General features: G+C 71.9%; 8 protein-coding genes. 6 read left to right on the top strand and 2 right to left on the bottom strand.

Annotated elements, in window-relative coordinates:
* Nucleotides 1-157: 157 nt before the first annotated feature.
* Entirely contained in the window at nucleotides 158-2968 is a 2811-nt protein-coding gene (locus ACA514_RS44440) for an AAA family ATPase (protein ID WP_375047520.1), read from the top strand.
* A gap of 15 nt (nucleotides 2969-2983) precedes the next feature.
* On the opposite strand, the gene ACA514_RS44435 is transcribed toward ACA514_RS44440, so the two are convergent.
* Both ACA514_RS44435 and ACA514_RS44430 read right to left on the bottom strand, forming a co-directional pair.
* The gene (locus tag ACA514_RS44435; RefSeq protein WP_375047519.1) at nucleotides 2984-4081 is read right to left on the bottom strand and encodes an SRPBCC family protein; all 1098 of its coding nucleotides are present in this window, start codon (nucleotides 4079-4081) and stop codon (nucleotides 2984-2986) included.
* A gap of 81 nt (nucleotides 4082-4162) precedes the next feature.
* Nucleotides 4163-4951 (bottom strand): SRPBCC family protein, encoded by a 789-nt coding sequence (locus tag ACA514_RS44430; RefSeq protein ID WP_375047518.1) that lies wholly within the window; start codon nucleotides 4949-4951, stop codon nucleotides 4163-4165.
* A 535-nt stretch (nucleotides 4952-5486) separates the two neighbouring features.
* Here ACA514_RS44430 and ACA514_RS44425 point away from each other — a divergent pair.
* From ACA514_RS44425 to ACA514_RS44405, 5 genes are all read left to right on the top strand, one after another.
* Nucleotides 5487-6740 (top strand): extracellular solute-binding protein, encoded by a 1254-nt coding sequence (locus ACA514_RS44425; RefSeq protein ID WP_375047517.1) that lies wholly within the window; start codon nucleotides 5487-5489, stop codon nucleotides 6738-6740.
* Complete coding sequence (locus tag ACA514_RS44420) at nucleotides 6741-7682, top strand: carbohydrate ABC transporter permease (protein ID WP_375047516.1); 942 nt, start codon at nucleotides 6741-6743, stop codon at nucleotides 7680-7682.
* Nucleotides 7679-8506, top strand: a complete 828-nt coding sequence (locus tag ACA514_RS44415) for a carbohydrate ABC transporter permease (protein ID WP_375047515.1) — start codon at nucleotides 7679-7681, stop codon at nucleotides 8504-8506. Before ACA514_RS44420 ends, ACA514_RS44415 begins: the two co-directional genes overlap by 4 nt.
* Nucleotides 8503-9441 (top strand): ROK family protein, encoded by a 939-nt coding sequence (locus tag ACA514_RS44410; protein ID WP_375047514.1) that lies wholly within the window; start codon nucleotides 8503-8505, stop codon nucleotides 9439-9441. The genes ACA514_RS44415 and ACA514_RS44410 overlap by 4 nt, the downstream gene beginning before the upstream one ends.
* A 672-nt stretch (nucleotides 9442-10113) precedes the next feature.
* Entirely contained in the window at nucleotides 10114-11397 is a 1284-nt protein-coding gene (locus ACA514_RS44405; RefSeq protein ID WP_375047513.1) for a DUF222 domain-containing protein, read from the top strand.
* Nucleotides 11398-11822 lie beyond the last annotated feature (425 nt).

Raw genomic sequence — 11822 nt, 5'->3', positions numbered from 1 at the left:
CTCATCGTGCCACCGCGAGTACTTTGGGACCACCGGTCCCCGCCCGCACTGTGCCGGTGCACAATCGCGGCCCGTTCCCGTTGCGCCGCCGCCCCGAAACAGAACGCCGCTCTGGACCGTCCGGCGGGCGCGTGCTCCTCTGCTGACCATGGGTGTGTTGTCTGGACACGATCGGCTGTACGGGCGCGACCGGGAGGTCACGGCCGTCGAAGGGCTCCTCGGCCGGGCGCGGGACGGGCACGGCGGCGCGCTGACCCTCGTCGCCGACGCCGGCATGGGCAAGACGGCGCTGCTCGACGCCGCCGCGCGCGACGCCGCCGCCGGGTTCCGCGTGCTGTCGACCATCGGCGTCCCCGCGGAGGCGGACGTCCCCTACGCGGGGCTGCACCGGCTGCTGCGGCCGCTGTCCGGCCTGGTGGCGGAGCTGCCGCCGGCCTTCCGCACGGCGCTGGCCCCGCTGACCGGCGGCGCCGCTCCCGCGCCGTTCGTCCTGTACTCGGCGGTCTGCGAGCTGCTGAGCCTCGCCGCCCGCGCCGAACCGGTGCTGTGCCGGGTGGACGACGCGCAGTGGCTCGACCGGGTCACGCTGGACGCCCTGGCCTTCGCGGCGCGCCGCGTCCAGGACGAGCGGCTCGCGATCGTCTTCGCCTCCCGCACGCCGGCGCCGCTCACCGGCATCCCGCACCTGCGGCTGCCGCCGCTGGACGAGGACGCGAGCCTGCGCATCCTGCAGGACGCGGTCGGCGACGCGCTCGGCACGGAGCTCGCCGAGGAGGTCGTCGACCTGGCGAGCGGGTGCGCGCTCGCCGTGCGGGAACTGGCCGGCGGGCTGACCGCCGCGCAGCTGTCCGGCGGCGCCGCGCCGCCCCGCGCGCTGCCGCCCGGCAGCGTCCTGCGCACCCTGTACCGGCGCCGCCACCTGCGGCTCCCGTCCGGGGCGCAGCGGCTGGTGCTGATGGTGGCGGCGGAGGAGTGGCTCGGCGCGCCGACGGTGGCGCGGGCCGTCCGGACGGCGGGGATCGGCGCCCGCGAGATCGAGGCGGCGCGCGAGTCGGGCCTGCTGCGGCTGGCCGACCACGCGGTGGCCGGGGACGACGCGGTCGTCGTGCGGGACCGGCTCGTCCGGACGTCGCTGTGGGCGGAGGCGTCGCGGATCGAGCGGCGCGCCGCGCACGCGCTGCTCGCGCAGCTGCTCGTGCAGGACTGGCAGCGGCCGTCGCTGATCTGGCACCGGGCGGCGCTGTCCGGCGAGGGCGACGACCGGATCGCCGACGAGCTGGCGGAGGCGGCGTCGGCGTCCCGGCGGGCCGGCCGGTACGGCGACTCCTGGCGGGCGTGGCAGCGCGCCGCCGCGCTGACGTCCGAGCGCGGCGCGCGCGCGGACCGGCTGCTGGCCGCCGCCGGCGACGCCTGGGCGGGCGGCCGGGCGCGCCGGGCGCGGGCCCTGCTGCGGGAGATCCGGCCGCTGGACCAGGACGGGACCCGCGCCGGGCTCGCCGAGCTGCTGCGCGGCGAGATCGAGGCGGGCTCGGGGTCCCCGGCCACGGCGGTGCCGATGCTGCGGGACGCGGCCGAGCGGCTCGCCGGAACCGACGGCGGGCCGGCGCTGTCGGCCCTCATGTGGGCGGCCGAGGCGGCCGACGCCGCGGGCGACCACACCGCGTACGCGGAGATCGCGGAGCGCGCGGCGAACCTGCCGGGCGCGCCGGAGACGCCGCGCGCCGACCTGATGCGGGCGCACCTCGCCGGGATGGCCGCGACGTTCCGCGGCCGCTACACCGAGGCCGCCGGACTGCTCCGGCGCGCCGTCCGGCTGGGCGAGACGGCCGCCGACGACTCCGCCGCGCAGGCGTGGGCGGCGCTCGCGGCCCTCGCCCTCGGGGACGGGCGGGCCCGCACGCTGGCGGCCGGGGCCGTCGCGTCCGCGCGGCTGCGCGGCGACGCGCCCGCCGAGTCCTACGCGCTGGCGGCGGCGGCGCGGTGCGAGACGCTGCTCGGCCATCCGCCGGTGCCGGTCGCCGCCTGCCACGAGGGGCTGCGGCTGGCGCGGGCGACCGGGCAGCACGGGCACGCCGCCGAGCAGCTCGCCGCGCTCGCGCTGGTCGCCGCGTTCAACGGGGACCGGGACGCGGCGCACCGGCGCCTGGAAGCGCTGTCCGGCGGCGCGGACCGGCGCGGGCTCGGCGGCGCCGACCGGCGGGGCCTCACCCGTGCCGCCGCGTTCGGCGCGTGGGCGCCCGCCTGCCTGGACCTGGCCGCGGACCGTCCCGGCGACGCCGCCGCCCGGCTGCGGCTGCCCGGCGGCGCGGGCCTGGCGCACCCGCTGGCCCGGCTGCTCGCCGCCCCGCACCTGGTGGAGGCGCTGACCTACACCGGCCACCGGGCGCGCGCCGTCCGCGCGGCCGAGGACTTCACCCGCTGGGCGGACGCGACCCGCACCGCGGGACGGCTCGCGCTCGCCCGCCGCTGCGCCGCGCTGCTCGCCGAGTGCGACGACGAGGCCGCCGCGCACTTCACCGAGGCGCTGCGGCTGCACGAGTCCGCGGACGCGGTGTTCGAGTTGGCCCGCACGGAGCTGCTGTTCGGCGCGCGGCTGCGGCGCGGCCGGCGCCCGCGCGCCGCCCGCGAGCACCTGCGCACCGCGCTGCGGATCTTCGAGCGGTACGGCGCCGCCGCGTGGACGGGGCAGGCCCGCGCGGAACTGCGCGCGGCGGGCGACGCGGGCCCGGCCCCGGACCCGGAGGCGGCTGCACCGCGCACCGCCGCCGGGCCCGGGGAGCCGCCCGCGCTGACCGGCCTGACCGCGCAGCAGGCGCACATCGCCCGGATGGTCGCCGAGGGCGCCACCAACCGGGAGATCGCGGCGCGGCTGCTGCTCAGCCCGCGGACCATCGACCACCATCTCCGCAACGTCTTCACCCGCCTCGGGATCCGCTCGCGCGTCGAGCTGGCCCGGATGATCCGCTGACCGCCCGCGCCCGGCCTACCGGGAGGCCTCCTCGTACTCCTTGTCCTTGGCGGACTTGGTGTCCTTGGCGCTGTCCTTGCTGTCCTTGGCGTCGCTGCCGCGGGTGCTCTTGGAGGCGGAGTCGCTCTTGGCCTTCCGCCCGTTGCCGGACTCGGCCTCCTCCTCCTTCAGCGCGTCCTCGTGCGTCTTGACGACCTCGCTGTCGCGGATCTCGCCGCGCCAGCCCTCGATCTCGTCGGCGCGGGTCAGCGACTGGGTCATCACGTGCCGGCGGAAGTGCTTGAGCTCCAGCCGGACGCGGCGGCCCTGCGCGCGCCACAGGTTGCCGGTGCGCTCGAACAGGCCCTGCGGGTGGTACTCCAGGACGACCAGGACGCGGGTGAGGTTCGGCGCCAGCTCATGGAAGCTGACCGCACCGTCCACGTGGCCCTTCGGGGCCTTGGAGCGCCAGACGATGTGCTCGTCCGGCACCTGCTCGATGATCGTCGCCTCCCACGTCCGCTTGGACCAGAAGATCTTCGCCTGCCAGTTCAGCTTCAGGTCGTCCGCCTGGTCGACGGTCATGACCTTCTTCGTGAAGGACGGGAACTCCTGGAACTGGGTGAACTGGTCGTAGACGAGGCGGCGCGGCGCGCCGATGTCGGTGTGCTCGACGATATTGGTGACCTTCACCTTCTTGCCGCCGCCGCCCTTGCCGCCGCCCTTCTTCAGGGCCCCGCCGACGGTGTCCTTGAGCCGGCCGAACAGGCCCTTGCCCTTCTCGCCGGCCTTCTCGGCGGGCTTGCCCGCGGTGTCCTTGGCCTTCTCGGCGGTGTCCTTGGCCTTGTCCGCGGCCTTGCGGGCGGCGCCCTTCGCGGACGTGCCGCCGCTCTTGGCCTCGGCTTCGTCGGACGCGCCGCCCCGCACCGGCTCGGGCTCGTCGCCCTGGCCGCCGCGGCGGCCGAGCGCGCGGCTCGCCGCGACGGCGGCGCCGGCGCCGAGCAGGACTCCGCCGGTGGCGCCGAGCGCCTTGCCGCCGGGAACACCGCTCGGCAGGTTCTGCGTGATCCGGCCGAGGCCCGAGGGGCCCTTGCGGCCGACCGGCAGCCGCTTGGCGATCTGGCCGATGGGCACCGGGCCCACCTTCGTTCCGCGTTTCATGGTGCGTGCCTCCGCACATGTCTCGGTTTCGGGGGTCTGTTCACTGCGGGTCGCTCACGGGGCCCGGACGACCTCGCCGTCATGGATCTCGCCGCGCCAGCCCTCGACCTCGTCCGGGGCGGTCAGCGACCGGGTCATGACGTGGCGGCGGAAATGCTTCAGCTCCAGGCGGACCCGGCGGCCCTGCGCGCGCCACAGGTTGCCGGTCCGCTCGAAGATCCCGCCCGGGTGGTACTCCAGGACGAGCAGGACGCGGGTCAGCTCCGGCGCCAGTTCGTGGAAGCTGACGGTGCCGTCCACCCGCCCCTTCGCGGCCTTGGACCGCCACACGATGTGCCGGTCCGGGACCTGCTCCACGATGGTCGACTGCCAGCTCCGGCTCGACCAGAAGATCTTCGCCTTCCAGTTCAGCTTCTGCTCGGACGCCTGGTCGACGCTCACCACCTTCTTCATGAAGGACGGGAAGTCCTCGAAGCGCGTCCACTGGTCGTAGACGAGCCGGCAGGGCGCGCCGACGTCGATCTGCTCGACGATGTTGGTCAGCCCGCCGCGCCGCCCGCCGCCGAAGAGCCGCTTGAGCGTCTCCTTCAGCGCGGTCCACCCGGCGCTGAGCAGCGCGCGGGCCGGCGACTTCCCCTCGTACAGGGCCCTTGCTCCGGCGAGCGCGGCCTTGGCCGGCGGTCCGCCGAACTCGGCCCGGGCGGCGAGCCTGCGGACGGTCCGTTCGAGCCTGGCCTCGTACCGGGCGATGACCCGGTCCACGATCCGGCGGCCGGCGCGCCCGGCGACCCGTGCGGCCAGGAAGCCGCCCGCGCCGACGGCGAGCCCCGTCCGGAAGTTCATGTCCTCGTCACCTCGCCGTCCACTCGGAGTCGTGCGGCGGGCTACCCCGGTAAAGAGGGGCAAAACAGACCGCAGGCCAGCGCCCCGCCCCGGCCGCGCGGCGGCATCACCCCACGTCACCGCCCTGTCACTGACCGGACGCCTGGCGTTCGCTCGCAGTGAACGCGCCGGACGCGCATGGCGGGGCCCCGGGACGGCCCGACCAGACCAGTCCAGCGTGCACACCGGACCACGGGCCCCTCCGGTAACGGTTAAGACTCTTGCGGAATGCACCTCTTGAACTGGTACGGACCAGTGTTTATCTTCATGGCCACCACGCGCGTTTGTGCTCAGTGAGCCATCGCACCGCGCACAATTCTTCATGCGCGAAAGGGAGGAGGGACGGGCGGCCGACGCCGCCCGTGGAGGGACCGCGCCAGAGGTCATGCGACGGCACGCCGCGTGACCGGGCCGAAGCCGGCGCGAACATGCGGGCCGAAAAGACGCACGGACGCGCGGGAGCGTCCGCACGTGCGAGCCGAAGAAGGCGGGACAGATGAAACGGCACCTCATCGGCGCCATCGCCGCGGGCCTCACCGTGGCCCTCGGCGTCAGCGGATGCGGCAAGGGAAGCTCGTCCGGCGGAGACGACTCCGACGGCAAGACGATCAAATTCGTCGCGGCGATCTACGACGACAACACCAAGCCCTTCTGGGACGCCCTGATCAAGGACTTCGAGGCCAAGAACTCCGGGTACAAGGTGAACCTGGAGATGGTCGACTGGACCCAGATGGACGCCAAGGTGAAGACCTACGTCCAGACCAAGCAGGTCCCCGACATCCTGAACTACAACGCGTTCTCCGACTTCGCCCGCGACGGCCTGCTCTACAAGGCCTCCGAGGTCGTGTCGCCGGCCACGCTCAGCGACTTCACCCCCACGTTCGTCGAGCAGGCCAAGTTCAACGGCGAGCAGTACACGCTGCCGTTCATCTCCAGCGCCCGGCTGATGTTCTACAACAAGGACCTGTTCAAGAAGGCCGGCATCGCCGACCCGCCCAAGACCTGGGCCGACATCAAGGCCGACGCCGAGAAGGTCAAGAAGGCCGGCGCCATCGGCTACGGCCTGCCGCTCGGCCCCGAGGAGGCCCAGGCGGAGTTCTTCTCCTGGGCGATGAACGACAACGGCGGCTGGGTCGACTCGTCCGGCAAATGGGCGATCAACCAGCCCGCCAACGTCGACACCCTCAACTTCCTCAAGGACCTCAACAAGTCCGGGCTGACCCAGCCGAACCCGGAGAGCACCGACCGCAAGACGGTGTTCAACCAGTTCGCCCAGGGCAAGGTCGGAATGGCGATCGGCGGCCCGTTCACCAAGGCCGGATTCATCACCCCGGCGAACCCGAACCTGAACTTCGGGGTCACCTCGCTGCCGGTGAAGAACGCGAGCTCGCAGCCGAACACGCTCGGCGTCATGGACGTTCTCGACGCGTTCAAGAAGAACGACGGCAAGAACAAGGAGGCCGTCAAGAAGTTCCTCGACTTCTTCTACCAGAAGGACAACGTCTCGCGGTTCCTCGCCAAGGAGGGCTTCCTGCCGACGACGAAGTCCGCCGGTGACGCGCTCAGCTCCGACCCGTACATGAAGCAGTTCGTGGACGCGCTGCCGACGAGCAAGTTCGCCCCGACCAGCAACCCCGCGTGGTCGGCGGTGGCGGGCGCCGTCAAGCAGAGCCTCGGCACCTCGGTCGCCGACAAGGACCCGAAGAAGGTGCTCGACGGCATTCAGCAGACCGCCGAAAAGGCCAGCTGAGTGCAGGACGTCGCCGTGCGGCGGGACGCCGGATTCCGTCCGGCGTCCCGCGCCTCCCTGCCCAGGCGCATCGGGCGCGCGCTCGTCCCGCTGCTGTGGCTGGGCCCGTCCATCGTGCTCATCGCCGTCGTGGTGCTGTGGCCCGTCATCGAGATGGTCCGCACCTCGCTGCTGAAGATCAGCTCGTCCGGCGTGACGCTCGGCAACCGCGGCTCGGCCAACTACACCGACCTGTTCGACGAGGACGCCCTCATCCCGGTGGTGCTGCGCACGCTGCTGTGGGTCGCCGCCATCGTCGTCGTCACCATGGTGCTGTCGCTGGCCGTCGGCCAGCTGCTCAACGCCCGCTTCCCCGGCCGCCGCATCGTCCGCTGGGCCGTCATCGTCCCGTGGGCGGCGTCGGTGCTGATGACCGCGCTGATCTGGAAGTGGATGCTGGACAACTACTCCGGCCTCGTCAACCGCGTGCTGCTCGACCTGCACGTCATCGACAAGCCGGTGAACTGGCTCGGCCATCCGCACCAGGCGATGATCTGGATGATGTGGGTCGCGGTGTTCGTGTCGCTGCCCTTCACCTCGTTCGTCATCCTCGCCGGGCTCCAGGCCATCCCGTCCGACGTGTACGAGGCGGCGCGCGTCGACGGCGCCGGCGCCTTCCGCACCTACTTCGGGATCACGCTGCCGCTGCTGCGGCCCGCCGTCCTGATCGCCTCCATCATCAACGTGATCAACGTCTTCAACTCGTTCCCGATCATCTGGGCGATGACCGCGGGCGGTCCCGGGCACGCCACCGACACCACCACCACCTTCATGTACAAGCTCGCGTTCTACGACCAGCACGTCGGCGAGTCCGCCGCGATGGCCGTCGTCAACTTCGTCCTGATCCTGGTGATGGTGCTGGTGTACCTGAAGGCCACGCGGTGGCGGGAGGAGGTCCGATGAAACGCTCTCCCGTCCGCAAGATCGTCCTCACCGGGGTGGGGTGGCTGGTCGCGCTGATCTTCGTGGCGCCGTACCTGCAGATGTTCCTCACCTCGCTGAAGACCGAGCACGAGCTGACCGAGTCGCCCGGCACCTACCTGCCGGGGCACTGGCAGTGGTCCAACTTCGTGGACGTCTGGAAGGCCGCGCCGATCTGGACCAACATGCGGGTGTCGCTCGTCGTCGCCGCCGTCGCCACCGTGGTGACGCTGGCGTGCGCGATGCCCGCCGCGTACTACACCGCGCGCAACCGGTTCCGCGGCCGCGGCGCGTTCCTGCTGCTCGTCCTGGTCACCCAGATGTTCGCGCCGACCGCGCTGGTCATCGGCATCTTCCGGGAGATGGTCGCGCTCAACCTGACCGACACCCTGCTGGCGCTCATCCTGGTGAACGCCGCGTTCAACCTGCCGTTCTGCATCTGGATCCTGCACGGCTACTTCTCCAGCATCCCCAAGGAACTGGAGGAGGCCGCGTTCCTGGACGGCGCCGGACGCCTCGGCGCGCTGTTCCGGGTGACGCTCCCCATCTCCACCCCGGGCGTCATCACCGCCGTCGTCTACACGTTCATCTCCGCCTGGAACGAGTACATCGTCGCTTTGACCGTCACCGCGTCGCCGAACCGGCAGCCGCTGACCGTCGCGATCCCCTCGTTCGTCACGCAGTACCAGGCGCACTGGCAGTACCTGTTCGCCACCTCGCTGATCGCCATCGTCCCCGTCGTGATCCTGTTCGTCTTCATCGAGCGGTACCTGATCGGCGGCCTCACTGCGGGCTCGGTCAAGTGACGCTCATCGGGCTGGACGTCGGCGGGACGTCCATGAAGGCCGCGCTCGTCTCCGCCCCGGCCGGGGCGGGGGCGGGCGGGGACGTGCTGCTCGCCGAGTCGTGCCCGACCGACCGCACCGACCCGGTCGGCGGGATCCTCGACTTCGCCGCGCACATGGCCGCCCGCGCCGACGCCCTCGGGCGGCCCGCCCGCGCCGCCGGGATCGCCGTCCCCGGCATCGTCGACGAGGCGTCCGGCACCGCCGTCAACTCCGCCAACCTCGGCTGGCGGGACGTCCCCATGCGGCACCTCGCCGCCGAACACCTCGGCCTCCCCGTCGCCCTCGGCCACGACGTCCGCACCGGCGGCCTCGCCGAAGCCGTCCTCGGCGCCGGACGCGACGCCGGCGACTTCGTCTTCGTCGCCATCGGCACCGGCATCGCCGCCGCGCTGATCCTCAACGGCTCCACCTACCCGGGCGTCTCCGGCTGGAGCGGCGAGGTCGGCCACATCGTCGTCCGCCCCGGCGGCGAGGACTGCGCCTGCGGCAACCGCGGCTGCCTCGAGACCTACGCCTCGGCCGCATCCATCGCCCGCCGCTACACCGCCCACGCCACCGTCCCCGCGGGCGCCCCCTCCCCCAACGGCGCATCGCTCACCCGCGCGGAGGACGTCATCGCCCGCGCCGCCACCGACGAGGTCGCGGCCCAGGTCTGGTCCGAGGCCCTCGACTGCCTGGCCGACAGCCTCGCCGCCACGACGCTCCTGCTGGACCCGGGCCTGTTCGTCCTCGGCGGCGGCCTGGCCCAGGCGGGACCCGCACTCCTCGACCCCCTGGAGTCGCGGCTCGCCGACCGCCTGAAGTTCCGTCCCGCACCGCCGCTGGCCGCCACGAAACTCGGCGACCAGGCCGCTGTCCACGGCGCCGCCCTCCTCGCCGCCCGCCTCCTGTAGCACCCCGGCCACACGACGCGCCCACCCGCCTCAGCAGACGCTGCATGCGCCTGGAATTCGCTCCTCAGCCATTCCACGCTCGTTCGACTTTTCTGCCCGCCGAGCCAGAAAGCGAGCCCGGCCCCGCTGCCGTGGTCCGGCGTGGGCCACCGTTGCGTGACACATGCCAAGGCACTTCGAACACCGGCCTCCGACCACCGCCTCATGACCAACTCGCGTTCCCTCTTGTCCTCTTGTCCTCTTGTCCTCTTGTCCTCCAGGGGAGCGGTCAGCCCGATGACGAGAGGTGTTCAGACATTCGGAGTGGAGTGTTCGTCTGTTAGTCAGAAGGGTGTTCGGGTGGTGGGGTGGCGCTGCGTACGGGGCCGCTTCTCAAAAGTCAAGGGCGCCTTCGGCGTCGCTTCGCGATGGACTTCGTCCACCCTTGACTTTCGAGCCTCTGCGGCCCCTAAGGCAGCGCTTAGGGGCAGGCTCCGCCTGCCCCGCCCGGTCGCGCCACCCCACCACCCCCTTCCGTACGCGTGCTCGCAAATCCCCATAAAATAGCGTTCCCCGGGCCCCGTAGAGGATGATCAGTATGCCGCGGGTATACCTAGCCATACCTTTTTTCGGAGCATCGAAATAAGGGCCGTCGCGCCGACTTTTGTCGAGCACGTAGGGTATGCTTTACCTATGCAATCAGTGACGGTCGACTTGGAGGCCGCGTCTACCATGCAATTGGTGGACGTGGTCTCGGCGATCGCTGCTGAACTCGCCCAGCGAGAAGCTCCCGAGTCGGCGGCGGCGTGTCTGGAAGTCACCGAGACTCTGGCTGCCGCAGCCGATATGCAGGAAAGTGCACTCGCTGGTTTCATCCGCCGAGTCGATGCCGTCGGTGAGCAGAAGCGGTGGGGATATCCGTCGACGCGGGCGTGGTTGCGGTCGCGGTTGGGGATGCGGGAGAACCGCACGACCGAACGCCTGGTCTTGGCCCGGCAGCGGCACCGCCTGCCGCAGGTCGCCGAACGCCTCGCCGCCGGGGAGTTGTCGTATGGGTATGCGGCCACGGTCGCGCAGAGTGTGGCCCGCTTGGAGGACACCGACTGCGCCGAAGCCGAGACCACCCTGCTGAGCTTCGTCGACCAAGGCTTCTCAGCGGCGAAGGTGGGCGTGTTCGGCCGCCGCATCTGCGACGTCATCGCCGAACGCAACGGCACCGAGGCAGACCCCGGCGAGGACGCCAAGCGCGGCTACGCCAAATCCTGGATCACTAGCACCGGCTCCCTGGACGGCGGCCGCTACATCAAAGGCTGGCTGAACGCCGAGGACGCTGCGATCTGGGACGGCACGCTTGCCCCGCTGGCCAAGCCGGCCGGGCCCGATGACACCCGCGACGTCGGGGAGCGCACCGCCGCCGCCCTGTCCAGCGTCCTGTCGGGTGGGCACAAGGCCACCAAGGTCACCGTCATCTGCGACCTGGACACCCTCACCGGCGGCAACGCCCCCGCCCGCCTCACCGACGGCACCCCCATCCCCGCACCGCAGGCCCGCCGCATCGCCCTATCGGCCGGAGTCTCACCCCTCCTGCTCGGACGGGGACACACGCCCCTGTACCTGGGGTATCGGGAGCGGTTCGCCAGCGCGGCCCAACGACAGGTGCTGGAGACCCTGTATCCGACCTGCGCGGTACGGGAGTGCGAGATCCCCGGGACGTTGTGCGAGGTCGACCACGTCAACGGCTGGGCCCTGGGCAACTCACCCACCGATATCGACCAGCTCGCCCTCACCTGCGGGTGGCACAACCGCTTCAAACACACCAGCCCAGATCAGATCGGCATCGGCAAAGATCCCGACGGGCGGTACATCTACCGATTGCTGCCACCGCCGGGCGCCCGATCAAGATCCAGACCCCGGACGGGTAGCGGGCCACCGGGGCCGTTCGGCCCGCCCGACAGCACCGTCAACTGGGCCGCGTAACCGCCCCACTCTCACGTCACCGGTTCGCCCGAATCCCACCTGGATCTCGGGCGAACCGGCATGCCCAATTGCATGGCGTCCTGCCCTCCGCCGTGACGGCTCGGACGACTCCAACCCCAGCGCAGGGCGAGCCAACCATGTCCCACGCGTGCGGCACCGTCCCGAAATCCACCAGCCCAGCAATGGCCCAGGGCACGCCGCTTCCTCACCCTGCCTCGTCGGCACATTCGGCTTCAGCCACGCATGCCCGGAGAAACGGACCCCTGTCAGCCCCTCCATCCCACCCGCCCCCCTCTTCGTCCGCTGGTTCGGGGGCGGTGGGGTGGCGCGACCAGGCGGGGCAGGCGGAGCCTGCCCCTAAAGCGCTGCCTCAGGGGCCGCAGAGGCTCCAAAGTCAAGGGTGGACGAAGTCCATCGCGAAGCGA

Source organism: Actinomadura sp. NTSP31, from assembly GCF_041951385.1.
Lineage (GTDB): Bacteria > Actinomycetota > Actinomycetes > Streptosporangiales > Streptosporangiaceae > Spirillospora > Spirillospora napierensis.
Note: the sequence above shows the minus strand (reverse complement) of the source record. Positions and strands in the feature narration are given on the sequence as shown.

Coding starts and splice junctions, on each gene's coding strand:
- ACA514_RS44425 (WP_375047517.1), top strand. CDS start 5,487: ATGAAACGGCACCTCATCGGCGCCATCGCCGCGGGCCTCACCGTGGCC.
- ACA514_RS44415 (WP_375047515.1), top strand. CDS start 7,679: ATGAAACGCTCTCCCGTCCGCAAGATCGTCCTCACCGGGGTGGGGTGG.
- ACA514_RS44430 (WP_375047518.1), bottom strand. CDS start 4,951: ATGAACTTCCGGACGGGGCTCGCCGTCGGCGCGGGCGGCTTCCTGGCC.
- ACA514_RS44405 (WP_375047513.1), top strand. CDS start 10,114: ATGCAATCAGTGACGGTCGACTTGGAGGCCGCGTCTACCATGCAATTG.